Raw genomic sequence first — 25,015 nt, 5'->3', positions numbered from 1 at the left:
TCATAGCGGGGGGACCGAGGGCCCCCAGTACCAGTAGGCAAATCCGATTGCCGCGCCCAGTACGATGAATTCCAAACCGATTTCGCCGTTCACCCAGAGGACGGCCGCCGGGACGGCGGCCGCGATGCCGACGGAAATCACCCGATGAACGATGGCCGTGCGGCCATTCATTCCGCCGCTTCGGCCATGTTCATGCGCTCCATCTCCTCGAGCGCGCGCCGGTACTCGACCGGCATGACCTTGCGGAACTTCGGACGGTAGTCCGCCCAGTTGTCCAGAATGTCCTTGGCGCGTTTCGAGCCGGTGTAGTGCAGGTGGTTCGAAATGAGCTGGTAAAGGCGCTCCTCGTCGTGTCGCGTCATGTCGCCGGAGACGTCGACGCGTCCCTTGTGCATCAGGTCGCCGCCGTGATGGTGCAGCTTCTCCAGCATGTCGTCTTCTTCGGGAACGGGCTGCAGCTCGACCATCGCCATGTTGCAGCGGCGGGCGAAATCGCCTTCCTCGTCCAGCACGTAGGCGACGCCGCCCGACATGCCGGCCGCAAAGTTGCGGCCCGTCTGGCCGATGACGACGACGACACCGCCGGTCATGTATTCGCAGCCGTGGTCGCCCACGCCCTCGACGACCGCCACGGCACCGGAGTTGCGCACGGCGAAGCGCTCGCCGGCCACGCCGTTGAAGTAGCATTCGCCCGAGATCGCGCCGTAGAGCACGGTGTTGCCGACGATGATGGACTCCGCCGCAACCGTCTTCGAGGTTTCCGGCGGACGGACGACGATCCTTCCGCCAGACAGGCCCTTGGCGACATAGTCATTGCCGGCGCCCACGAGGTCGAAGGTGATGCCGCGCGCCAGGAAGGCGGCGAACGACTGTCCGGCCGTGCCGTTCAGGCGCACCGTGATGGTGTCGTCCTTGAGACCCTTGTGGCCGTAACGCTTGGCGACCTCACCGGACAGCATCGCGCCAACCGAACGATCGACGTTCTTGATGTCCACCTCGAAGGCGGTCGGCGTCTTGCTTTCGAGCGCCGGCCTCGCCTTTTCGATCAGCGTGCGGTCGAGAATATCGTGGATCGGATGATTCTGACGTTCCGTCCAGTAGGTCGCTTCCTTCGGTGCATCGACCTTGTGGAAGATGCGGCTGAAGTCGAGACCCTGCGACTTCCAGTGGGTGATCAGCCGTTCCTTCTCCAGAAGTTCGGACTGGCCGATGATCTCGTCGAGCTTGCGCACGCCGAGCGAGGCCAGGATCTCGCGCACTTCCTCGGCAACGAAGAAGAAGTAGTTGACCACGTGCTCCGGCGTTCCCTTGAAGCGCTTGCGCAGAACCGGATCCTGCGTGGCGACGCCGACGGGACAGGTGTTGAGGTGGCACTTGCGCATCATGATGCAGCCGGCCGCGATCAAAGGCGCGGTCGCAAAGCCGAACTCGTCGGCCCCCAGCAGCGCGCCGACAATCACGTCGCGGCCGGTCTTCAGGCCGCCGTCGACCTGCAGGGCGACGCGCGAACGCAGGCCGTTCAGCACCAGCGTCTGATGGGTCTCGGCAAGGCCGATCTCCCAGGGCGAGCCCGCATGCTTCAGCGAGGTCAGCGGCGAGGCGCCGGTGCCACCGTCGAAGCCGGATACGGTGATGTGGTCGGCGCGCGCCTTGGCGACGCCGGCAGCCACGGTGCCGACACCCACTTCCGAGACGAGCTTGACCGAGACGTCGGCTTGCGGGTTGACGTTCTTCAGGTCGTAGATCAGCTGCGCCAGGTCTTCGATCGAATAGATGTCATGGTGCGGCGGCGGCGAGATCAGGCCGACGCCCGGCGTCGAGTGCCGGGTCTTGGCGATCGTCGCATCGACCTTGTGGCCGGGCAGCTGGCCGCCCTCGCCGGGCTTGGCGCCCTGCGCCACCTTGATTTGCAGCATGTCGGCATTGACCAGGTACTCGGTGGTCACGCCGAAGCGGCCGGAAGCAACCTGCTTGATCGCCGAACGCTCCGGGTTCATCGAACCGTCGGCAAGCGGGGTGTAACGGTCGGCTTCCTCACCGCCTTCGCCGGTGTTCGACTTGCCGCCGATCCGGTTCATGGCAATCGCAAGCGTCGTATGCGCCTCTCTCGAAATCGAGCCGAAGGACATCGCGCCCGTTGAGAAGCGCTTGACGATGTCGGCTGCGGATTCGACCTCCTCGACCGGGATCGGCTTGCGACCCCAGGCGGACGCATCCTTGAGCGAGAACAGGCCACGGATGGTGTTCATGCGCAGGGCCGAGGCGTTCACCATTTCGGCGAACTCCTTGTAACGATCCTGTGCGTTGCCGCGCACCGCATGCTGCAGCGAGGCAACGACGTCGGGCGTCCAGGCATGGTCCTCGCCGCGCATACGGAAGGCATACTCCCCGCCGATCTCGAGCGTGTTGGCAAGGATCGGATCGCGACCGAAGGCGGCCTTGTGGCGGGCAACCGTTTCCTTGGCGATCTCTTCCAGCCCGATGCCCTCGATGGTCGTCGCGGTGCCGAAGAAGTACTTGTCGACCAGCGCCGAGGACAGGCCGATGGCGTCGAAAATCTGCGCGCCGCAATAGGACTGGTAGGTCGAGATGCCCATCTTGGACATGACCTTCAGGATGCCCTTTCCGACCGCCTTGATATAGCGATAGACGACTTCGCCCTCATCGACCTCCTTCGGGAACTCGCCCTTCTTGTGCATGTCGGTGAGCGTGTCGAAGGCGAGATAGGGATTGATTGCTTCCGCGCCGTAGCCGGCGAGCAGGCAGAAATGGTGCACCTCGCGCGGCTCGCCCGATTCCACCACCAGACCGACCGAGGTGCGCAACCCCTTGCGGATCAGGTGATGGTGGACGGCAGCCGTTGCCAGCAGCGCCGGGATCGCGACGCGGTCCGGGCCGATCTGGCGGTCGGAGAGCACGATGATGTTGTAGCCGCCCTTCACAGCCGCCTCGGCGCGCTCGCACAGTCGGTCGAGCATCTCCGGCATGGCTTCCGCCCCGCGCGAGATGTCGTAGGTGAAGTCGAGCGTCTTGGTGTCGAAGCGATCTTCCGTATGACCGATCGAGCGGATCTTCTCCAGATCCCCGTTGGTCAGGATCGGCTGACGCACTTCCATGCGCTTGGCATGGGCCGCACCCTCATGGTCGAGGATGTTCGGCCGTGGACCGATGAAGGAAACAAGGCTCATCACCAGTTCCTCGCGGATCGGGTCGATCGGCGGGTTGGTGACCTGGGCGAAGTTCTGCTTGAAATAGGTGTAGAGCAGCTTGGTCTTGTCCGACATCGCCGAGATCGGCGTGTCGGTCCCCATCGAACCGATAGCCTCCTGCCCCGTCGTCGCCATCGGCGACATCAAGAGCTTGGTGTCCTCGAGCGTGTAGCCGAAGGCCTGCTGGCGGTCGAGCAGCGAGACGTCGCGGCGCAGCGCGCGCGGCTCGACCGGCCGCAGCTCCTCGAGGATCAGCTGGGTGTTGTCCAGCCATTCGCGGTAGGGATGCTTGGCGGCCAGCTCGTGCTTCACTTCCTCGTCGGAAATGATGCGGCCCTTCTCCATGTCGATCAGCAGCATCTTGCCCGGCTGCAGGCGCCACTTGCGGACGATGTTCTCTTCCTTGACGGGCAGCGTGCCCGCTTCGGAGGCGAGAATGACGCGGTCGTCGTCGGTAACGATGTAGCGGGCCGGACGCAGGCCGTTGCGGTCGAGCGTCGCGCCGATCTGCTTGCCGTCGGTAAACGCCACGGCGGCAGGACCGTCCCACGGCTCCATCAGCGCGGCATGATACTCGTAGAACGCCTTGCGCTCGGACGACATCAACTGGTTGCCGGCCCAGGCTTCCGGGATCAGCATCATCACCGCATGCGCCATGGAATAGCCACCGCGGATCAGAAACTCGAGCGCGTTATCGAAACAGGCCGTGTCCGATTGCCCCTCGTAGGAGATCGGCCAGAGCTTGGTGATGTCGTCGCCGAACAGGGGCGAGGAGACCGAAGCCTGGCGGGCGGCCATCCAGTTGACGTTGCCGCGCAGCGTGTTGATCTCGCCGTTGTGGGCGACCATGCGGTAGGGATGGGCCAGCTTCCACGACGGGAAGGTGTTGGTCGAGAAACGCTGGTGCACCAGTGCGACGGCACTTTCGAAGCGCGGATCGGCAAGGTCCTTGTAGTAGGCGCCGACCTGGTAGGCCAGGAACATGCCCTTGTAGACGATCGTCGAAGACGACAGCGAAACCGGGTAGAATCCGCTCTCCTCGCCCTCGTACTCGTCATAGATGCGGTTGGAGATCACCTTGCGCAGCGTGAAGAGGCGGCGCTCGAACTCGGCCGTGGTCGCGGCGTCGCGGCCGGCACCGACGAAGATCTGCACATGGCGCGGCTCGGTCGCGGCAATGTCAGGCGCCTTGGACAGGGATGCATTGTCGACCGGCACGTCACGGTAGCCGAGCAGGACCTGGCCCTCTTCGGCGACGACATCGGCGATCACCTTCTTGAAATGGGCGATCAGCGTCTCGTCCTGCGGCATGAAGATGTGCCCGACCGCGTATTCGCCGGCCTTCGGCAGGGTGATCCCCTGCTTGGCCATTTCCTCGCGGAAGAAGCGATCCGGAATCTGGACGAGAATGCCCGCGCCATCGCCCATCAGCGGATCAGCGCCGACCGCGCCGCGATGGGTGAGGTTTTCGAGCATGAAGAGGCCGTCGCGGACGATCTGGTGCGACTTCTGCCCCTTGAGATGCGCGACGAAGCCCACGCCGCAGGCGTCATGCTCGTTGCGAGGATCATAGAGACCCTGCCTTTTGGGAAGACCGGCTCGTCGCGCCGTCGCTTTGGCGTCCGTCGCAGCCTTTTGCGCGCGGTCAGGACCAAAACTCTTCGATGCGAAATCCGACATCGTCTTCCCTCCTGTGGCCCGGATACTGCGGGCAGGCTTTTGCCCGCGTGCCGACCAGCTGCATCCTTGCAATCCGGCCCCGCGGGCATGTTCGTTGCATGAACCCTATCAGCGGCAAATGACGTCCGGCCGACAGGGCTTCGACATCAGTGACCGTCCCGTCCGCCCTGCCGCCGATCGAAATCCGATCCGCACCGCAGGCGCATTCGCCGGCATCGCGCTTGCGCGAAAAACCGGCTTTCGTCGGCCCCCTGACCGAAATAGGACAGCAAGACTGTCCTATTTCATTGGCTCTATGCCAGAAAGACAGAACCGTCGCAAGGGCGTTCAGACAAATAAATAGCATTGCGGGACGAAAGATTGCCAGCCTTTCACGGGTTTTGAAATTTTATTACGCCCAGCAATTCCGTGGAGTCATATAATTTCAAAATCTTCCACAACCGCTCCCGCCCCGCCAAACCGGTTGAACGCGCGGGCCGCTGGGCTATGGTCGCCTGACATCGACGAGAAGCGGAGCCGGCGCGACCGGGATCTTTTACATGCATTTTGCCTCAGACAACTGGGCCGGCGCCCATCCGAACATCGTGCGCGGCCTTGCCGAAGCCGCTGAGGGCCACGCACCGGCCTATGGCGCAAGCGAACTCGACAAGAAGGTGGAGCACCGCTTCAGCGAAATCTTCGAGCGCGATGTCGCCGTCTTCTTCGTCGGCACCGGTACCGCGGCCAATTCGCTGGCGCTTGCAAGCTGCAACCGACCCGGCGGCCAGATCTTCTGTCATGCCGAAGCCCATGTGAACATGGACGAGTGCAACGCCCCCGAATTTTTCACAAGCGGCGCGAAGCTCGTGCCCGTGACAGGCCCGCAGGGCAGGATGGCGCCCGACGCCCTGGCGACGGCCATCGCCCGCTTCCCGCCAGGCGTCGTTCATGGCGGCCAGCCCGTCGCCGTCACGATCACCCAGGCAACGGAAGCCGGAACCGTCTATTCGCTCGACCAGATCGGCGCCATCGGCGAGGTCGCACGCAAGGCGGGCTTGCCGCTGCATATGGATGGCGCCCGTTTTGCCAATGCGCTCGTCACGCTCGGCGCCACACCGGCCGAAATGACCTGGAAGCGCGGCGTCGACATCCTGTCCTTCGGCGGCACCAAGAACGGCTGCTGGTGCGCCGAGGCTCTGGTCCTGTTCGATCCTGGCCGCGCCCGCGAGATGCACTACCTGCGCAAGCGTTCCGCGCAGCTGTTTTCGAAATCGCGTTTCATAGCCGCGCAGTTCGACGCCTATCTGCGCGACGGGCTGTGGCTGGAGCTTGCCCGGCATGCCAATGCCATGGCGTCCCGGCTGGCCGCGGGGCTCGTCTCGACGCACGACGCGCGCCTCGCCTGGCCGACAGGCTCCAACGAAGTGTTCGCGATCCTCAAGAACGCAAGGCTTCGGGCGCTGCGAGATCAGGGGGCCGTCTTCTACGACTGGCCCGCAACCGCTGCGATCAAGGACGAACTCGCAACCGACGAGACGATGATCCGGCTTGTCACGAGCTATGCGACGACGGCCCGGGAAGTGGACGCCTTCCTGTCGATCTGCACGGGGGAATGACGCCTACTGATGAGCGGACGGCGCGATGCGGGCAACGATCAGGCGCGAAAGCGCCGCCGTCAGCGCAGCATCCGCGTTGCGGCTCGGCACCAGCACGAACTCCACGTCGTCGAGCCGGGGCAACCGTCCCGCGGTGAATTCCTTCAAGCCCGGCGGCGCCATGCTGCGCGGCTGGACCAGAATGCCCATGCCGGCGCGCGCGGCAGCCGTCAGCCCGCTCAGGCTGCCGCATGTGCACACGATCCGCCAGGGGACCTGTCCCCGATCCAACGCCTCCTGTGCGGCCCTGCGGGTGATGCTTGGAGCGGGAAAGGTCAGGAGCGGCACCGCGCCGCCCCGTGACAGGATCAGCTCCGGGTCGCGCGCCAGCCAGACGAGCGGTTCCCGATAAAGCAGCTGGCCACGGCTTTCGCCGAGATGCCGCTTGGCCAGCACCAGATCGAGTTCGCCCACGTCCTGCATCTGGTAGAGCACAGCGCTCAGCGCCACCGTCAGCTCCAGATCGACAAGCGGATGCAGGCGGGCGAAATCCTCGAGAATGGCCGTCAGGCGGTTGGCTACCAGATCTTCGGAAACCCCGAGCCGCAAGCGCCCGCGAAGCCGCCCCTCACCGAAAAGGGCTGTGACCTTGCCGTCCAGCTCCAGCATGCCCTGCGCATAGCCGAGCAGCGCCTCCCCTTCGCCCGTCAGCCGCACCTGGTGCGTGTCGCGCAGGACGAGCTGGCACCCCAGGGACTTTTCCAGCCGCTGGATATGCTGCGTCACCGTCGACTGGCCGACGCCGAGGCGGGCGGCCGCTGCGGTGAAGCTTCCGGTCTGGCGCAGCATGACGAAGCTGTTGAGGTGGGTCAGGTTCAGCATGGTTATCCAGATTCGTGATAACTGTTAGTGTTTGCATTCTGTTTCATGATGGGCGAGGAGTAAACCGCGATTTTCCAAGGATCCTGACCATGAAGCGCTTTCTGCCCGACCAGTTCACCATCATGCTGGTCTGCACCGTCATCCTGGCAACGTTGCTGCCGGTACACGGCGTCGCCGCCGACTATTTCGGCATCGCCACCAACGCTGCGATCGCCCTGCTGTTCTTCCTGCATGGTGCGCGCCTGTCGCGCGGCGTGGTGGTGGCCGGCATCCTGCACTGGCGCCTGCATCTGGTGATCCTGCTGACGACCTTCGCGATCTTCCCGCTGCTCGGGCTTGCGATCGGCTTCATCCCCGACAGCTACCTGCCCCAGCCGCTCTACCTCGGCATCCTGTTTTTGTGTGTGCTGCCCTCGACCGTGCAGTCCTCCATCGCCTTCACTTCCATGGCAGGCGGCAACGTGCCGGCGGCGATCTGCTCGGCGTCCGCGTCAAACATCTTCGGCATGTTCCTGACGCCCCTGCTGGTCGGGCTGTTGCTCTCTGTCGGCGGCCATGGCGGCTTCTCCTGGGCAGCGCTGCAGCAGATCCTTTTGCAGCTGCTGGCGCCCTTCCTGCTCGGCCAGCTTCTGGAGCCCTGGATCGGCAACTGGATACGCGCGAAGAAGAAGCTGCTTTCACCGGTGGATCGCGGCTCGATCCTGATGGTCGTCTACCTGGCCTTCTCCGAGGCCGTCGTCGAGGGGATCTGGCAGGCCTTTTCGGCGACAGACATCGCGACGGTCGTCGTCGTCGACATCGCCCTTCTCGTCACCGTGCTGCTGATAACGTTCTTCGGCAGCCGGCTGCTGGGCTTTTCCAAGGAGGACGAGATTGCCATCGTGTTCTGCGGATCGAAAAAGTCGCTTGCCAGCGGCGTACCCATGGCCAACGCCATCTTTGCGGGCCAGTCGATCGGCGCGATCGTGCTTCCGCTGATGCTGTTCCACCAGATCCAGCTCATGGCCTGCGCCGTCATCGCCCAGAAATACGCTGAACGTCGGCGGCAAAAGGAAGCTCTTTCGGCCGCGGCTGCCACGGCCTGAAGGCGAAACGGAAAGCCAAAACAAAACGGCGCCCTCTCGGGCGCCGTCGCAATTTCAGTCATCCGCGACCGAAGGTCAGGCGGTCTGGGCCTCGATCTGCTTGGTCTCGCGGGCGACAGGCGTGATCTCGATCTTGCGCGGCTTGGCGGCTTCCGGGATCTCGCGGACGAAATCGATGTGGAGCAGGCCGTTCTTCAGCTGCGCGCCACGGATCTCGACGTGATCGGCAAGCTGGAAACGGCGCTCGAAGGCCCGCTTTGCAATGCCGCGGTAGAGATACTGGGCCTGGTCTGCGGCCTCGTCGGCCTTTTCGCCCTTGACCGTGAGCACGTGCTCGCGCGCCTCGATCGAAAGCTCGCTTTCGTCGAAGCCGGCAACGGCCATGGTGATGCGGTAGGCGTTATCGCCGGTCCGCTCGATGTTGTAGGGCGGATAGCTCTGGCCCTGGTCCGGCTGACCGAGGCTGTCCAGCATCGTGAACAGGCGATCGAAGCCGACCGTGGAACGATAGAGGGGGGAGAAATCGAAATGACGCATGGTGTCCTCCTGTGAGCGACGAGTTGCTGTCGAATAAGCCGCAACCGATTTCTGAAGGCGGCGGCCCGTTTGCTGCAGGCAGCACCCCGTTTGGCGGTGCTTGCCTCTTGCGGACCCTTCCGGCGCCCGCATTATCCAGATGGTGACGCAATTTTGCGGCTTCAAGACCCCGCGCGTACATTTGCCTTTCGGCTGAATGCGCCATGAACGCGCCCTTCCGTTTGCGTTCAGGCAGCGCCCTCTAGAACAGGATCATCGAAAGCGAACCTTTCGTGGCTGGGGTGAAACGTCCCTTCCGCCCCAGCCAAATTCGCCGGCATGCGCAGACGTTACCCGCGTCCCGCGCAGCCGGCTTTTTTCTTTGACGGCGCAAACCCGAGCCCCTACCCTTTGCAGACAATCGTATGCCGAACCAGGCCGGATATGGACGAACCGCTCTACGCCACTCCCGACAATCCCGTTCCCGACAACCACTTCTCCGGCTTTTTCGAAGGCAAGGGCGGCGTGAAGATCCGCTATGCGGTATTCCGCTCGGCCGCGCGCGAGGCCAAGGGCACGATCGTCCTTCTGCAGGGACGCAGCGAAACCATCGAGAAGTATTTCGAGACGATCCGGGATTTCACCGCCCGTGGCCTTTGGGTGGCCACCTTCGATTGGCGCGGCCAGGGCGGCTCCGGGCGCATGCTCAGCGACCAAAGACGCGGACACGTGGCCCGTTTCTCGGACTACGAGGCCGACCTCAAGCAGTTTCTCGAGCAGGTTGTCCTTCCCGATACCCGCCTGCCTTTCTATATCGTCGCCCATTCGATGGGCGCGCTCGTGGCGCTGTCGCAGGCGCCGGAGCTGGAAAGCCGCATCGATCGCATGGCGCTTGCGGCACCGTTCGTGGCGCTGGCCGGGCAGGTCATGAGCCAGCGCTCGATCACCCTGATCGCCAATACCGCAAGCCTCTTCCTGCTCGGCGGCCGCACCTTCCGCAAGCACCCCTCAGCCCAGCCTTTCGAAGGCAACGTCCTGACCGCCGACCGCCGCCGCTATGAGCGCAACCAGGCGATCTGCGACGCCTTTCCCGATCTCTCCCTCGGCCAGCCGACGGCGCGATGGCTGAAGGAAACGCTGGGCGCCATCGCGCGCGTCTCCCGCCAGGAACACCTGACGCGGATCCGCATCCCGACGCTGCTTCTGTGCCCGACCGCAGATCCGATCGTACCGCGCGCCGCAATCAATGATCTGGCCCGGAAATTTCGCGCAGGCCGCCTGATCGAGATCGACGGCGCCCGCCACGAGCTCTTCAGCGAGGCCGACCGATATCGCGCGCAGGCCATGGCTGCGATCGAGGCCTTCATCCCTGGAAGCCTGGCCGAACATGGAGCGCTCGAAGCCTGAGGCGGCATCTCGCAGCGACGGGGCAATTGCCGCAGGCGAGGCCGAGGTTGATGGATGGGCGGGCATCCAGCCTCAGCGGCGGCATCAGCCGCGCAGCAGCGCCATCGCCTCGTCGTACACGGCGCGGCTGCCCGCGGCGATGACGCGTCCCCCCATCTCGGCACGGCCGCCGTCCCAGTCAGTGATGATGCCGCCCGCCTGTTCGATGACGGGGATGAGCCCGCCGACGTCATAGGCCTTCAGCGCGGACTCGACCACCAGGTCGACATGGCCGGCTGCCAAAAGCGCGTAGGCGTAGCAATCCACGCCATAACGGAACAGCCGGACCTTCTCTTGCACCACATCATAGCGCTGGCGGTCGGCCGCGTCGAAGATATGCGGCGAGGTCGTGAACATGATGGCGTCCGAGAGGCGTTCGCAGGCCCGGGTCGACAACACCCGCCTGCCCTCCGGTCCGCTGTAGAGGGATTGCGTGCCGTCGGCGAAATAACGCTCGCCCGTAAACGGCTGGTCGATCAGTCCCATCACCGCCCGGCCGTTGCGGTAGAGCCCGATCAGCGTGCCCCAGACGGGAACGCCTGAAATGAAGGCACGCGTGCCGTCGATAGGATCGATGACCCAGACATATTCGCGGTCGAGCCCGACGGACCCGTGCTCTTCGCCCAGAATGCCGTGCTCGGGAAATTGCTTCTCAATCAGCGCGCGGATCGCAGCCTCGGCCGCGCGGTCGCCCTCGGTGACCGGGTCGAAGCCCTTCGCCTCCTTGTTGACCACATCGGCGCCGACGCGAAACCGCGGCAGCGTCTCGGCCTTGGCGGCATCGGCAAGTAGATCGAAGAAGGCGCGATCGGGAAGCATGGCACTCTCGTTGTTCGGGTGGAAGTCGGCACGTCCATAGAGCATGAAGCGGCAAAACGGAACCGCAGGCGCGTTTCACGCTGAATACGGATCGAAGCCCGGCTGCATTTTCAGGGCCTTTTCGGCGAATTGCCTATTTTATGGCACGCGATCGGAAGTGCTTGACATTTGTGCAGCGCAATATTAACGTCTAGCTACAGTCACTCGTGACTGTAATACCCTCCTTGGGTGTTTCCTCCCTAGACTTAACCGCGCGTCGAGCGCGGTTTTTTTTGACCGCAGGGGAACGGTCGCAGCGTCCGGCTTTCAAGATCAGCGTTTAGACCCGGCTGGGAAAGTCATTCCGCCGCGAGCGCGCTGTCGGAGGCATATTTCTCGACGTAGCCCGCAAACTGGGAAAGGGCCCAGCTGATGCCCGCCTGCACCGCGTCGAATTCCGGCTTCTTCTGAAGCGTCGTCTCGTCAACGTAGAGCGCGCGATTGACCTCGATCTGCAAGGCATGCAGCCCCTTGGCGGGCCGGCCGTAGTGCTCGGTGATGAAGCCGCCCGCATAGGGCTTGTTGCGCGCCACGACGAAGCCCATGTCCTCGAACAGTCGCACCACCGCGCGCGACAGGTCGCCGGCAGCACTCGTGCCGTAGCGGTCGCCGATGATGAAATCCGGCCGCTGCCCGCCTGCGATGCGGATGTTGCCGGGCATCGAATGGCAATCGACGAGCACGGCGAAGCCGAACCGGAGATGCGTGCGCACGATCAGGCTGCGCAGGCAGGTATGGTACGGCTTGTAGATGGTCTCGATCCGGTCGAGCGCCTCGCTGACCGGCATGCGGCGCTGGTAGATCTCCATGTTTTCCGCAACCACTCGCGGCACCGTGCCGAGACCGCCGGCCACCCGCATCGAGCTGACATTGGCATAGGGCGGCAGCGTACCTTCGAACATGCGCGGATCGAGTTCGTAGGGTTCGCGGTTGACGTCGAGGAATGCGCGCGGGAAGTGCGCCAGCAGCATCGGCGCGCCCAGCGCCGGCGCCGCCTGGAACAGTTCATCGACGAAATGATCCTCCGAGCGGCGGATGGAAAGTGCGTCCAGCCGCGAGTCGCTGACAAATCCCTGTGGATAGGCACGCCCGCTATGAGGGGAGTTGAATACCAGCGGAAGGGTCTGCGAAGCCGGCTCCAGAACCTCGAAGAGGCCTTTCTCGCTGAATTCCGGGGCCATTTCGGTCCTTTACCATGTGACAAAATCGCGACGTGCTGTATGTTGCCAGCGGCGCGCGCCCGTGTCCATAGTCGCGACGACGCAGCGATTCAGGTGCCATCCCGTTCACCGGATTTTTACCCGAATCGTTTTTCGTGACAGAACCGCCGAAAAGGCACGACAACCAGCAGTAACGGCCCCCACCACATGAGTTCCAAGATCCTCCTCGCCGAAGACGACAACGACATGCGCCGCTTCCTCGTGAAGGCGCTCGAGCGCGCCGGCTACAAGGTCACCTCCTACGACAATGGTGCGAGCGCCTACGACCGGCTGCGCGAGGAGCCGTTCTCCCTGCTTCTGACGGACATCGTCATGCCGGAGATGGACGGCATCGAGCTGGCGCGCCGGGCGACCGAGCTCGACCCGGACCTGAAGGTGATGTTCATCACCGGCTTCGCTGCCGTGGCTCTGAACCCGGACTCGAAGGCTCCCAAGGACGCCAAGGTCCTTTCCAAGCCCTTCCACCTGCGCGACCTCGTCGACGAGGTCAACAAGATGCTGGCCGCCTGAGGCGGCCCGCCTGCCGAACCAATTTGCCTGACCAGGCCGGGACGCGCGGGTCGCGCGGCTACTGGCGCAGCAGCAGCAGCACGACGTAGGTCAGGACGGTGATCAAGAGGCCGCGGAAGGCGAAGCGGACCATCCGGTACTTGTCCTGCGCGATCTGGGCCAGCACGTCGGCATTGTCCAGATACTCCTTGAAAAGATAGGCCATGTCGGCCGCATCGCTGGCCTCCACCAGCCTCTTGCGCTGCTCCTTCCACGCGCCCCAGAACAGCGACGTGCCGCGCTCGGCCCTGCGGGGCAGGACGACGAGAATCGCGCTGACGATCGTGAACACGATCGACGCGGCGAGCACCGCCGACACGATCCCCCAGAGAAGGTTGCTCTCCGTATAGCGGGCCCAGCGAAACACGCCCTGCCCCTCGGCCGACCACATCAGGAATGCAAGCATGAATGTAAAGATGTAGGCCGCCTTCTGGTCTGCGGACTTCACTTGGTCGTAGAAGACGTCGTTGATTTTCTTTACATGATTGAAGTGCTCGATCGAGAGCGAGTTCTCCGGATTACTCATGGCCAAATACTGACTGCCCCCGCCAACATGTGTTTCCGTGTTAATACAGTCGCGGACAAAAGCAAGCAGCCCCGCCGGGCCGGCTTGACAATTTCGCCGTGCCTGTCAGTTCTTGGCGCATGAAGATGGGGACTGGCTGGAGGACAATAGCGGCATTGCCGTTTCTTGTCGCCCTGGGGCATACGGCTGCTCTCGGCGATCCGATTCCGCGCGCCACCCCCACTGCCGGCTCCGTCATCGCGCGCAAGACGGGCGAGGAGGTCCGCTTCTTCGACGTCAGCAACTGGCGCCACGTCGACCTCAACCAGGATCTTCTGATCGGCGACGAATTGCGCACCAACGCGGTCGGCCAGCTCGCCGTCCTGTTTGCCGACCACACCCAGATCCGCCTCGGCCGCAACTCCTCGCTGCTGGTGCGGCAGATGGGGGCTGCGGGCGATACCGTGCTCGACCTGCAGAGTGGAACTATCTGGGCCCGCGCCCAGCGCGGCGGCCAGGGGCTGAAGATCGACACGCCGGCGGCCGCCGCCGCCATCCGCGGCACCGACTGGTCGCTCACCGTCGACGGCGACAAGACCTCACTGGTGGTGATGGAAGGCACGGTGGAACTGGTGAACGCCCAGGGCAGCGTGCAGGTCCGCCAGGGCGAGGCCGCCGTCGCCAGAATCGGCCAGGCGCCGCAGAAGGTCATCGTCGTCAACTCCGACGACCGCGAGCAGATGCTCTTCTATCTGCCGCTGCGCGACGCATTCGTCTACATGCAGCCCTCCCCGCTGACGGCGCAGGAAATGCGCCGGACGATCGACGGCCTTGAACAAAAGCCGGAAGAAAGCCGCAGCGCCGAGGACTGGCTGACGCTTGCCGAAGCGCAGTTCACGCTGGAGGGCCGCCAGAGGGCGATGGCTTCGCTGGACCGGGCGCGCGCCATGACGCTTTCCGCCACCCAGCGCGCCCGCCTCGACCTGATGGATGCCATGGTCGCCGGCGCCGAACGCCGCTTTTCCGATGCCGCGCGCCTGTTCGCCCGTGCCCGGCCGGGACTTGATCCGAAACGCGGCAGCGTCGCCGACTTCGGCGGCTACTTCGCCCGTGCCCTGGCAAACCCCGACCGCCTCGAAAAGCAGCCAAGCCCGGTCACCGGCCCCAACGGCGCCTTCGCCGAGGCCTATGCGGCGGGCTTCCTCGAAAACATCCGCGCGAGCCTCGATGTTCTGAAGGAGGCCGAACAGCGGTATCCGGACGACCCGTCGCTGCCGGCATACCGCTCCGCCTTCGCCTTCATCATCAACGATCGCGAACAGGTGAAGGAGGCGATGGGCCGTGCGCTGGCGCTCGATCCGAACCAGCCGATCGCGCTGTGGAGCCTTTCACGCTATCAAAGCGGCATAGAAGGCGACACCGATGCCGCCATCGCCACCCTCGAAACGGCACTGAAGGTGGCGCCCGGCTGGGGCACGCTGTGGAACGATCTCGGCAACGCCCAGGATGCACGCGGCGACTGGCAGTCCGCCGAGAAGGCGCTCAAACGCGCGATCGAACTCGATCCCGAGGATCCCATCCCTCGCGCCAATCTGGCATATGTCTACCTCAATCAGGACCGGGTGCGGCTGGCGAAAAACGAAATCGATCGTGCCATGGCAGTCGATCCAGGTTTTGATCTCGCCCTGATCGCACGCGGACGTTATCACCTTGCGACAGGCGAACTTGAGAAGGCGACCGAGGATCTGCTGGCGGGCACGGTCGCAAACCCCGCCTATGCGCAGGGGCAACTCCTGCTGGCGGTCGCGCATCAGGAGCAACGCAATCGCATCGCCGCGCAGCAGGCGCTCGACAATGCCGACCGGCTCGATCCGAACGATCCCGTCGTCCCCTCGCTGCGGGCGAGCATCGCGATGGACGAGTACGATTCCGACGGCGCCATCGCCGCCGCCCAGGAATACATGCGACGGCTGCGCGCTATCGGATCGGACCACGCCGCGATCAGCTTCAACCATGACGCCGGCTCGACGCTCAACAACGCCTTCCGCCTGCAGGGCCTGAACGCCTGGGGCCAGTACTACGGCGACATCACCTTCGATCCCTTTTCCGGCATGTCGTACGTCGATCAGACGCTGCGCGGCAGCGTCAATCCGTTCCTGAACAACTACCTTTACGGCAGCGACGGCATCGAGCCGACCCAGAACAAGTATACTTTCTCATCCTTCATGCAGGGCCTGCTGTACGACCCGCACATGCTGGCAGGGCCTTCCGCCCGGCCATACTACATCCGTTACCCCTTCTCGGAAGTCGAACTCGGCTATGGCATCTCGACCTATAACGGCGACTCCCGGCCGATCTACGAGGGCAGCTGGAGCAGCTTTGCCAACTGGCCGTTCCCGGTCAGCAGTTACGTCGATCTTGAATGGATAAAGACACCAGTTGCAGGGGACAGCCGTCTCTTTGACACCGAGTATGAAGGCGCGACGGAGCTGGTCAACGGCTACGGCTACCTTACTGCAACACCCACACCAGCCGACCGGATCGTCCTCTACGGACAACATTTCGATAACCAGTTCGATCTGAATTCACGGTATAATTTTGGTCTTCCGCTATGGTTCGGTTCAATCCCGTTCACGCTTGGCAGAGACGAGCAGCTTAAATCGACTGCTGCCGGCATCGGCTGGAGCCATACGATCAGCTTTGAGAACGTCGTCAACACGGCGTTTTTCTACAAGGACACCAGCGCCAGCGATGTTCAGACCTCCACCTTTGATCTGCCAATTACAGCGCGCAGCTCGTTCGACGCCACCGAGACGAGTTACATAGGCGCGATCAACCATACGATCGCGATTGAAAACCTTACCTTGCGCTATGGCATCGAAGGCGGGGTGGTCAAGGCAACGGCTGAGGCAACGGACGACGGTACGGGCAGCGAGAAAGCCGAGTCGTCTATCGACTACGGCCGCCTTTATGTGGATGTGCTTCACGACATCAACGCGTCGCTCCGTGCCGAGTACGGCCTGTTCGGCAGCTATGCACATGGCGACGACACGGACAGACGGCGTGTCGATCCCCGCGCAGGTATTGCGTATTCCCCGGCGGATGGGCAGTGGCTCAGACTGGCCTACATCGGACAAAGCTACGACTACGACCTGAACACGCTTGCGCCGGTAACCACAGTCGGCTTGCAGCCGAACCAGAATGGCTTGGCAGTCGATGGCTCGACCGACACGATCGCTGCCCGCTGGGATGCTGAATGGAACGACTGGCTGTTTACGGCCGTCGATTTCCAGCATCAGGATCTGGGGAACTTCGGCATATCCTATCCGACCACCTGGCAATATTTTCTGGATCCCGGCCCGGTAACGCTAGCGGACGGTCGTATCGACCGCGCCAGCGTTACCTCCAATGTGCATATCGGCAACGGCTTCGGCCTATCGACAACGCTCGCTTACATCGATTCCGAAAACCAGGATCGAAACAGTCTGGATGACGGTAGCTCCCTTCCCTTCCTGCCGGAATGGGCAGGACAGGTCGCGCTCACCTGGGTGAACGAGGCGAACGTCAAGGCAACGCTGGCTGCGAACTATATCGGCACACGCCTCGGCAACGAAACATTTCTCGTCTCCAATCGCGGCACTGAAGACGAGACCGACGACCTCTACCTCTTCCCACAGAAACTCGACGCCTTCTGGACGCTCGACGCCAGCGTGACGTGGGAACCGTTCGACAAGCGCTTCGAACTGAGCCTTGCCGCCTTCAACCTGTTGGACGAGGATTTCGACGTCGCGACGGGCATTCCCGGCTGGGGACGGAGCTTTAAGGGCACCGTCAAAGTTCGCTTCTGATGAGCGGCAGCGCCACAAAGCACGAGGTGACTGGCGTGAACGGAACGCAGCGGATCGGCCGCACGCTGCGGCTCGTCCTCCTGACCGTCATGACCATCGCCATGGTCTCGACGCTCACGCGCTTCCCGTTCTGGTCGTTGCAGGAGCTCAGAAGCTTCGACTATCTGTCCACCTTCGACGATCCCGCTCCGCCCGCCGACAGCCCGATCGTCGTTGCGATCGACGAGCCTTCGCTGGCCGAGATCAACGTGCAATGGCCCTGGCCGCGCGACATTCACGCACGCCTGGTCGAGGCGCTGCGCGCAGCCGGCGCCAAGGCGATCGGGCTCGACATCATCTTTGCCGAACCGTCCGCGCCCGAACGCGACGCGGCTCTTGCCGCAGCGCTTGGTGCCGACGTGGTTCTCGCCGGCGACGAAAGCCTGATCGTCACACCGCAGGCCGAACAGCTGGTGCGCACCACGCCGCTTCCCGCCTTTTCCGCCGCGGGTGCGGTCACCGGCCTCGCCTCGATCTCGCTTGGTGGCGACGGCACCTTCCGCGAGCTGCCGCGCTACGAGGACGGCTTCGCCCGTGAACTCGCCCGTATCGCTGGCCGCCCCCATGCGCTGCCCCAAGGCGACTGGCTGGTGCAGTCCTTCGGCCCCGCCCGCAGCTATCCCACGGTCTCCTATTACCAGGCGCTCGACCCGGACAATTTCCTGCCGAAGGACTTCTTCCGCGACCGCGTCGTCATCGTCGGCCTCAGCCTGCAGAACGCCCCGGAGATCAACCACGGCGGCGCGGACGCCTTTGCGACCTCCTATACGGTGCACACCGGGCGGCTGGTCGCAGGCGTTGAGATCCAGGCGACGATCTTCGACAACATCGTGGGCGCCCGCGCCATCTTGAAGGCGGGCACGCCGGTCGTTTTTGCCGGCATCGCGCTTGCCGCCATCCTTTCCGCCCTCACCGTCTGGCGATCGACGCGCTGGCAGACGGCGGCCGTGAGCCTGGGTGCCGTGGTCGCGCTTGCGGTGGCGAGCTTCCTGCTGATCCGCTACGCCCAGCTCTTCGTCTCGCCGCTCGGCCCGGCGCTCGCCTTCGTCAGCGTCGCGATCGGCCAGGCCGCCTTCGACTATGCCGACGAGCGCCGCAACCGCAAGCAGATCACCCGCGCCTTCTCGCAGTACCTCTCGCCAGCCCTCGTCGAGCGGCTCGCCCGCGACCCCTCGCAGCTGCGCCTCGGCGGCGAGCGGCGCACGCTCTCCATCCTCTTCTGCGACGTGCGCGGCTTCACCACCATCGCGGAGACGATGAAGGACGATCCCGAACAGCTGACCACCCTGATCAACCGGCTGCTGACGCCCCTGTCAGACATCGTGCTCGGCCATAGCGGGACGATCGACAAATATATCGGCGACTGCCTGATGGCGTTCTGGAACGCGCCGCTGGACGACGAGGACCACGCCAACCACGCGGTCGCAGCCGCCATCGACATGCTGGCGCGGATGGAGAGCCTGAACGAAGAGCTGAAACGCGAGGCGACCGAGCGCGGCGGCGTCCACCATCAGCTACGGATCGGCATCGGCATCAACACCGGCGAATGCGTCGTCGGCAACATGGGATCCTCGCAGCGGTTCGACTACTCGGTGCTGGGCGACGCGGTGAACCTCGCCTCCCGCCTCGAGGGCGCCTCCAAGAACTACGGCGTGCCGCTTCTGATCGGGGAGGGCACCGCCCTTCTCGCCGACCGTTTCTGTGCGCTGGAACTCGACCGCATTACCGTGAAGGGACGCACCACGGCCTCTCCCGTCTTCACCGCGCTTGCCGGCGTGGCCGACGATGTTGCCGAGAAGCATCGCCGCCTCGTCACCGCCCGCTACGCCGGCACGCTTGCGCCCGACGATCCGCTCTTCGACGAGATGTCCGCAGCCCTGCCGCCCCTCTCCCCCTACTACCGGATCGTGCGCAACGAACGCGCCGAGAACATTCGTTAGATCCGCCTCGAAATCCTTGCCGCATCAGCGATGAAACGCGCGGGCTGGACCGTTTTACTGAGGGGACGGTTCTGCCCGGGGACAGCCGATCGACGGTTTCGAACCTGCCGGGAAACTTTACGACCTTCGGTTGACATCCGCCGCTCAGCTATCAAGAGTGGCCGGCGCTGGGACCGGTGGCATTTGGAGGACATGGGGTTATGCGTTCTTTCTTCGGCGTCTCCGCCTTTCTCTTCACGCTTGCGACAGTCGCCCTTTCCGGCGCCTTCCCGGGCCACGCCGCCGAAGCCAAACGAACGATCGTCACCACCGAGAACGCCGACTACTTCGGGTTCGACCTGCGCACGGTGCAGAACGTGACGCTGGACCAATGCAAGAGCCAGTGCATCGGCGACCATTCGTGCCGCGCCTTCACCTACAATCCGAAGGTGAAGTGGTGCTTCCTCAAATCCGACTTCAACCAGCTCAACGGCTTCAACGGCACGATCGCCGGCAAGATCACGCTGACGGACGGCGAGGCGGATATCGGTGCGGCACCCGCGCTCGGCTTCCTCTCGGACGGCATGCAACAGGAGGCGCGCGCGCTCAAGTCCAGCCTCACGCTGCTCAGCAATCAGGAAGGACAAGGCGTGGAGAGCCTTGCGGCCCTCGGCCGGATCGAGGCTGAGTCCGGCCGCATTTCAGAGGCGCTGGACGCCTTCAAGGGCGCACTGTCGCTGGCGCCTGACGACCGCTTCCTCTGGATCGAAATGGCGCAGACCGCCGCCCGCTCGACCGACAATTCCTATCTCGCCGGCCAGGGCCCGCTTGCCGCGCTGAACGCCTATTGGCTGACGCGGTCGACCACCGCTCGCGCCGACGCCCTGGCCGTGCTTGCCGACACGCTCGACAAGTCCGGCAACTACCGCACAGGCATCAATGCCTACAAGGAAAGCCTCGCGCTGGTGGCAGACCCCACGGTCCGCGCCGCCTATCTCGACCTCAAGGCACGCCAGGGCTTCCGCGTCGTCCAGCACACGATCGACAACGACAGCGTCAGCCCGCGAGCCTGCGTGCAATTCTCCGAACCGCTGATGAAATTCGGCGCCGACTACGCAAGCTTCGTCACGCTCGACGGCGCAGCCCCAAAGGGCGTCGAGGCGAAGGACAGCCAGATCTGCGTCGAGGGGCTCAACCACGGCCAGCGCTACAAGCTGGCCCTCCGCCCCGGCCTGCCCTCCTCGGTCGACGAGAGCCTTGAGCAGGCCGTCGAGCTCGACATCTACGTCCAGGACCGCAGTGCCAGCGTGCGCTTCACCGGCGACAGCTTCGTGCTGCCGAGCACCGCGCGGCGCGGCATCCCGCTCGTCTCCGTCAACACCGACAGCGCCGATCTCAAGCTCTACCGCGTCGGCGACCGCAGCATCGCAGCCCTTCTGACCGGCTCGCAGTTCCTCACCCAGCTCGACGGCTATGGCGCCGGCCGCATCGAGAGCGAACTTGGCGAACTTGTCTGGCAGGGCCAGATCGAGATGCAGCGCGACCTCAACAAGGACGTCGTCACCTCCTTCCCCGTCGACGAAGCCCTGCCGAAGCGCGAACCCGGCATCTACGTGCTGACCGCCGAGGCCTCGAACGGGCCGAAGCGCGACTGGGACGCCAAGGCGACGCAGTGGTTCCTCGTCTCCGACATCGGCCTTTCGACCTTCGCCGGCACCGACGGGCTGCATGTCTTCGCCCGCTCGCTCGGCAGCGCTGCGCCGCTTGCCGGCGTCGAACTACAGCTGCTGGCCAAGAACAACGAGATCCTCGGCACCGCCAAAACCGACGCCGATGGCCGCGCAACCTTCACCGCCGGGCTGATCCGCGGCACCGCGGCGATGATGCCGGCCGTGCTGACGGCACGCAATGGCGAGGCCGACTACGTCTTCCTCGACATGACGCGCGCCGGCTTCGACCTCTCCGACCGCGGCGTTACCGGCCGCCCGGCGCCGGGCGCCATCGACATCTTCGCCTGGACGGAGCGCGGCATCTACCGCGCCGGCGAGACGGTGCATGCCGCAGCCCTTGCCCGCGACATCGAGGCAAATGCGGTGGAAGGCCTGCCGCTGACCTTCGTCTTCAGCCGCCCCGACGGCGTCGAGGATCGGCGCCTCGTCAGCAACGACAGCCGCCTCGGCGGCCACACGATCGACTTCCCCGTCCAGGCGAATGCCATGCGCGGCACCTGGACGATGCAGATCTTCGCCGATCCCAAGGCGCCGGCCATCGGCGAGAAGACCTTCCTCGTCGACGACTTCGTGCCCGACCGCACCGAATTCGACCTGACCAGCGAAGCGAAGGACATCGTCAGCGGCACCCCGGTCGCGATCGACGTCGACGGCCGCTACCTCTATGGCGCCCCTGCCGCCGGCCTTGAGATCGAGGGCGACGTGGCCCTGAAGCCGTCGCGCACCAGCGAGACCTTCAAGGGCTATGTCTTCGGCCTTGCCGACGAGGAGGCGATGGAGGAAAACCGCCTGCCGATCGAGGGGCTGGCGCCGCTCGACGACCAGGGCAAGGCACGCTTCGAGGTCGATGTCGCCGAGCGCCCGGCGACCACGCAACTGCTGAACGCCGAGATCACCGTGCGCATGAGCGAGGCCGGCGGTCGCGCCGTCGAGCGCTCGCTGACCCTGCCGGTGCGCCCCGACGGAGCGATGATCGGCATCCGCCCTGCCGCAGGCGGCGACGTACCGGAAAATTCGACGGCGCGTTTCCACGTGATCGTGGCCGGTCCGCAGGGCGGCAGGCAGGCAATGCAGGGCCTGCCGTGGAAGCTTCTGAGCGTCGAGCGCGACTATCAGTGGTATCGCGACGGTTCGTCCTGGCGCTACGAACCGATCCTGTCGACGAAACAGGTCGAGGCCGGCGTGATCGACGTCACCGAGGACGGTGCGGAGATCGCCGTTCCGGTCGGCTGGGGCCGCTACCGCCTGGAGGTCGAGACGGCCGACGCCGACGGCCCCGCGACCAGCATCGAATTCGACGCCGGCTGGTATGTCGAGGCCAGTTCGACGGAAACGCCGGACGCGCTCGAGATCGCGCTCGACAAGGAGAGCTACAAGGTCGGCGAGACGGCAAAACTCAAGGTCACCTCGCGCTATGCCGGCCAGCTTCTCGTCACCAACGGCACGGAGACCCTGATCTCGGTTGCAACAGCCGTGGCCGGCGAAAGCGGCGGCGAGATCGAAATCCCGGTGACTGCCGATTGGGGCGCGGGCGCCTATGTCACCGCCACGCTCTATCGTCCCGGCGACGCCCAGGAAAGCCGCATGCCGATGCGCGCCATCGGCGTCAAATGGCTGAAGGTCGATCCGGCCGAACGCAAGCTGGCGATCACGCTGGATGCGCCGGAAAAGACGCTGCCGCGCCAGCCGCTGAACATTGCCCTCACCGTTGCGGGAGCGGGCGCGAACGAGGACGCCTACGTCACTGTCGCGGCCGTCGATGTCGGCATCCTCAACCTCACCCGCTACGAGGCGCCCGACCCGGACGGCTGGTACTTCGGCCAGCGCCGGCTGGGGCTGGAGATCCGCGACCTCTATGGCCGCCTGATCGACGGCTCGCTCGGCGCCACCGGGCGGCTGCGCACCGGCGGCGACGGCGGCCAGGTTGCCCTCGAAGGCAACCCGCCGACGCAGAAGCTCGTTGCCTTCTTCTCCGGCCCGGTCAAGCTCGACGCGCAAGGCAAGGCGGAGGTCTCCTTCGACATTCCGCAGTTCAACGGCACCGCCCGCGTCATGGCCGTCGCCTGGTCGAAGGCCGGCATTGGCCATGCGAGCCGCGACGTCGTCATCCGCGACCCGGTCGTCGTCACCGCCAGCCTGCCGAAATTCCTGGCGCCAGACGACCGCGCCAGCCTGCGTATCGACATCGCCAACACCGACGCGCCGGCTGGCGACTACCAGCTGTCGATCACCCACAATCCCTCCGTGATGGTCGAACAGACCGGAGCGTCGCAGACCCTGCGGCTGGAAGCGGGCGGCAAGACTGACCTGACCCTGCCCTTGATCGGTGGCGAAGTCGGCAGCGGCGTCGTCACCGTGGCCCTTTCAGACGGCGCCGGGCGGACCTTTGAACAGTCGCTCGACATTCCCGTCCGCCCCGCCACCCTGCCGATCACCACCCGGCGGGTTCTGGAGCTTGCCGCCGGCGGCAGCGTCACGATCGACGACCAGTTGCTCGCCGACAGCCTGCTCGGCAGCGCCTCGGTCGCGCTCAACGTTTCCCGCTCCTCGGCCTTCGACATTCCAGCCCTCCTGATGACGCTTGACCGTTATCCCTATGGCTGCGCGGAGCAGACCACCAGCCGCGCCCTTCCGCTGCTCTATCTCAGCGAGCTTTCGAAGGAGAGCGGTCTGCCCGACGACACCGAGACGGCAAAGCGTGTGCAGGATGCGATCTTTCGCGTGCTCTCCTACCAGTCGTCTTCGGGCAGTTTCGGCCTGTGGGGTCCGGGCTACGGCGACCTCTGGCTCGATTCCTACGTCACCGACTTCCTGACCCGCGCCCGCGAGCAGAAGTTCGACGTGCCGGAACAGGCGATGGTGCAGGCACTCGACAACCTTCAGAACGCGCTGTCCTACGACAATAACGTTCAGGACCGTGGCAACGAGATCGCCTATGCGCTCTACGTGCTGGCCCGCAACCGCAAGGCCGCGATCAGCGACCTGCGCTACTATGCCGATACACGGCTTGCCGAATTCCCGACGCCGCTTGCCAAGGCGCATATCGCAGCAGCGCTGGGCCTCTACGGCGACGCGCAACGCTCAGAGCGGATCTTCCGGGATTCGCTCCGCATGACGACGGACGTCACCAATGTCAGCCTTGACCGCTCCGACTACGGCTCCGCACTCCGCGATGGCGCTGCCGTGCTGGCGCTGGCAGCCGAGGCCCGCCCGGTGCCGGCGATCATCCCCGAACTTTCGCGCATCGTTGCGAACGAATGGCAGAACAAGGCCTATACCAGCACCCAGGAACAGACCTGGATGCTGCTCGCCGCCCGCGCCATCCAGGGCGAAGACGACACGCTCCGGCTCGAGGTGAACGGGGCGGACCACAGCGGCCGCTATGCGGCCCGCATGAGCGGCGAGGATCTTCTGAAGAGGCCCGTCACCGTCGTCAACCGCGGCAATGACAACGTCTCTGCCGTGCTCACCACAGTCGCAGCCCCCGTGCAGCCGCTGCCGGCCGGCGGCGACGGCTTTGCCATCGAGCGCAGCTACTACACCCTCGACGGCGAACCGGCGACCATTTCCGAAGCGCGCCAGAACGAACGCTATGTGGTCGTGCTGAAGGTCACGCAGGACAACGCCTGGCCCTCGCGCGTGCTCGTCACGGATCTTCTGCCGGCCGGCCTGGAGATCGACAATCCGAGCCTCGTCAACAGCGCCAGCCTGACCAATTTCGACTGGATTGGCGACGTCGAGGCCGCCCACACCGAGTTTCGCAGCGACCGCTTCGTCGCCGCCTTCGACCGTTCCGGCACGAGCGGCAGCGAGATCACGCTCGCCTATGTGGTGCGCGCGGTGACGCCGGGAACCTATGATCATCCGGCGGCGAGCGTCGAGGACATGTACCGTCCGCAGTTCTCGGCCCGCACGGCGACCGGCCGCATGCAGGTGCTGGCGGAATAGGAGGCGA

General features: G+C 64.7%; 14 protein-coding genes. 7 read left to right on the top strand and 7 right to left on the bottom strand.

Annotated elements, in window-relative coordinates; translation table 11 throughout:
- Positions 1-171: a hypothetical protein gene (locus tag CRO48_RS32075; protein WP_176526663.1), complete on the bottom strand. Its 171-nt coding sequence runs from the start codon at positions 169-171 to the stop codon at positions 1-3.
- Complete coding sequence (gene gltB, locus CRO48_RS05815) at positions 168-4,889, bottom strand: glutamate synthase large subunit (protein WP_097137207.1); 4,722 nt, start codon at positions 4,887-4,889, stop codon at positions 168-170. Before gltB ends, CRO48_RS32075 begins: the two co-directional genes overlap by 4 nt.
- 539 nt (positions 4,890-5,428) lie before the next feature.
- On the opposite strand from gltB, the gene CRO48_RS05810 reads away from it, so the two are divergent.
- Complete coding sequence (locus CRO48_RS05810) at positions 5,429-6,484, top strand: threonine aldolase family protein (RefSeq protein WP_097137205.1); 1,056 nt, start codon at positions 5,429-5,431, stop codon at positions 6,482-6,484.
- Positions 6,485-6,487: 3 nt separating this feature from the next.
- Here the strand turns inward: CRO48_RS05810 and CRO48_RS05805 are convergent, their stop codons facing one another.
- On the bottom strand, positions 6,488-7,345 hold the full coding sequence (locus tag CRO48_RS05805) for a LysR family transcriptional regulator (protein ID WP_097137203.1): 858 nt from the start codon (positions 7,343-7,345) through the stop codon (positions 6,488-6,490).
- Between the two features lie 89 nt (positions 7,346-7,434).
- Here CRO48_RS05805 and CRO48_RS05800 point away from each other — a divergent pair, with 89 nt between their 5' ends.
- Positions 7,435-8,430, top strand: coding sequence for a bile acid:sodium symporter family protein (locus CRO48_RS05800; protein ID WP_097137201.1), 996 nt, complete (start codon positions 7,435-7,437; stop codon positions 8,428-8,430).
- Positions 8,431-8,505: 75 nt separating this feature from the next.
- On the opposite strand, the gene CRO48_RS05795 is transcribed toward CRO48_RS05800, so the two are convergent.
- Positions 8,506-8,967, bottom strand: a complete 462-nt coding sequence (locus CRO48_RS05795; protein WP_097137199.1) for an Hsp20 family protein — start codon at positions 8,965-8,967, stop codon at positions 8,506-8,508.
- 423 nt (positions 8,968-9,390) lie between these two features.
- Here CRO48_RS05795 and CRO48_RS05790 point away from each other — a divergent pair, with 423 nt between their 5' ends.
- Complete coding sequence (locus tag CRO48_RS05790; protein ID WP_097137197.1) at positions 9,391-10,353, top strand: alpha/beta fold hydrolase; 963 nt, start codon at positions 9,391-9,393, stop codon at positions 10,351-10,353.
- An 84-nt stretch (positions 10,354-10,437) separates the two neighbouring features.
- On the opposite strand, the gene hisN is transcribed toward CRO48_RS05790, so the two are convergent.
- Both hisN and CRO48_RS05780 read right to left on the bottom strand, forming a co-directional pair.
- Complete coding sequence (gene hisN, locus CRO48_RS05785; protein WP_097137507.1) at positions 10,438-11,211, bottom strand: histidinol-phosphatase; 774 nt, start codon at positions 11,209-11,211, stop codon at positions 10,438-10,440.
- Positions 11,212-11,549: 338 nt separating this feature from the next.
- Positions 11,550-12,431, bottom strand: a complete 882-nt coding sequence (locus CRO48_RS05780; RefSeq protein ID WP_097137195.1) for an N-formylglutamate amidohydrolase — start codon at positions 12,429-12,431, stop codon at positions 11,550-11,552.
- A 186-nt stretch (positions 12,432-12,617) separates the two neighbouring features.
- Here CRO48_RS05780 and cpdR1 point away from each other — a divergent pair, with 186 nt between their 5' ends.
- Positions 12,618-12,980, top strand: a complete 363-nt coding sequence (cpdR1, locus tag CRO48_RS05775; RefSeq protein WP_097137193.1) for a response regulator CpdR1 — start codon at positions 12,618-12,620, stop codon at positions 12,978-12,980.
- A 58-nt stretch (positions 12,981-13,038) separates the two neighbouring features.
- On the opposite strand, the gene CRO48_RS05770 is transcribed toward cpdR1, so the two are convergent.
- On the bottom strand, positions 13,039-13,545 hold the full coding sequence (locus CRO48_RS05770; protein ID WP_097137190.1) for a Pycsar system effector family protein: 507 nt from the start codon (positions 13,543-13,545) through the stop codon (positions 13,039-13,041).
- Positions 13,546-13,700: 155 nt separating this feature from the next.
- Between CRO48_RS05770 and CRO48_RS05765 the strand changes: the two genes are divergently transcribed.
- The 3 genes from CRO48_RS05765 (at position 13,701) to CRO48_RS05755 (ending at position 25,008) form a co-directional block, all read left to right on the top strand.
- A complete protein-coding gene (locus CRO48_RS05765; RefSeq protein WP_245423436.1) occupies positions 13,701-17,372 on the top strand; it encodes a FecR domain-containing protein in 3,672 nt (1,223 codons plus the stop codon).
- Positions 17,372-19,351, top strand: coding sequence for a CHASE2 domain-containing protein (locus CRO48_RS05760; RefSeq protein WP_097137188.1), 1,980 nt, complete (start codon positions 17,372-17,374; stop codon positions 19,349-19,351). Before CRO48_RS05765 ends, CRO48_RS05760 begins: the two co-directional genes overlap by 1 nt.
- A gap of 200 nt (positions 19,352-19,551) precedes the next feature.
- Positions 19,552-25,008, top strand: a complete 5,457-nt coding sequence (locus CRO48_RS05755) for an alpha-2-macroglobulin family protein (RefSeq protein WP_097137186.1) — start codon at positions 19,552-19,554, stop codon at positions 25,006-25,008.
- The last annotated feature ends 7 nt before the right edge of the window (positions 25,009-25,015 follow it).

The organism is Rhizobium subbaraonis (assembly GCF_900220975.1).
Lineage (GTDB): Bacteria > Pseudomonadota > Alphaproteobacteria > Rhizobiales > Rhizobiaceae > Mycoplana > Mycoplana subbaraonis.
Note: the sequence above shows the minus strand (reverse complement) of the source record. Positions and strands in the feature narration are given on the sequence as shown.

Bases quoted from the DNA above. Each gene is read 5' to 3' on its own strand.
- CRO48_RS32075 (WP_176526663.1), bottom strand. From the start codon at position 171: ATGAATGGCCGCACGGCCATCGTTCATCGGGTGATTTCCGTCGGCATC.
- gltB (WP_097137207.1), bottom strand. From the start codon at position 4,889: ATGTCGGATTTCGCATCGAAGAGTTTTGGTCCTGACCGCGCGCAAAAG.
- CRO48_RS05810 (WP_097137205.1), top strand. From the start codon at position 5,429: ATGCATTTTGCCTCAGACAACTGGGCCGGCGCCCATCCGAACATCGTG.
- CRO48_RS05805 (WP_097137203.1), bottom strand. From the start codon at position 7,345: ATGCTGAACCTGACCCACCTCAACAGCTTCGTCATGCTGCGCCAGACC.
- CRO48_RS05800 (WP_097137201.1), top strand. From the start codon at position 7,435: ATGAAGCGCTTTCTGCCCGACCAGTTCACCATCATGCTGGTCTGCACC.
- CRO48_RS05795 (WP_097137199.1), bottom strand. From the start codon at position 8,967: ATGCGTCATTTCGATTTCTCCCCCCTCTATCGTTCCACGGTCGGCTTC.
- CRO48_RS05790 (WP_097137197.1), top strand. From the start codon at position 9,391: ATGGACGAACCGCTCTACGCCACTCCCGACAATCCCGTTCCCGACAAC.
- hisN (WP_097137507.1), bottom strand. From the start codon at position 11,211: ATGCTTCCCGATCGCGCCTTCTTCGATCTACTTGCCGATGCCGCCAAG.
- CRO48_RS05780 (WP_097137195.1), bottom strand. From the start codon at position 12,431: ATGGCCCCGGAATTCAGCGAGAAAGGCCTCTTCGAGGTTCTGGAGCCG.
- cpdR1 (WP_097137193.1), top strand. From the start codon at position 12,618: ATGAGTTCCAAGATCCTCCTCGCCGAAGACGACAACGACATGCGCCGC.
- CRO48_RS05770 (WP_097137190.1), bottom strand. From the start codon at position 13,545: ATGAGTAATCCGGAGAACTCGCTCTCGATCGAGCACTTCAATCATGTA.
- CRO48_RS05760 (WP_097137188.1), top strand. From the start codon at position 17,372: ATGAGCGGCAGCGCCACAAAGCACGAGGTGACTGGCGTGAACGGAACG.
- CRO48_RS05755 (WP_097137186.1), top strand. From the start codon at position 19,552: ATGCGTTCTTTCTTCGGCGTCTCCGCCTTTCTCTTCACGCTTGCGACA.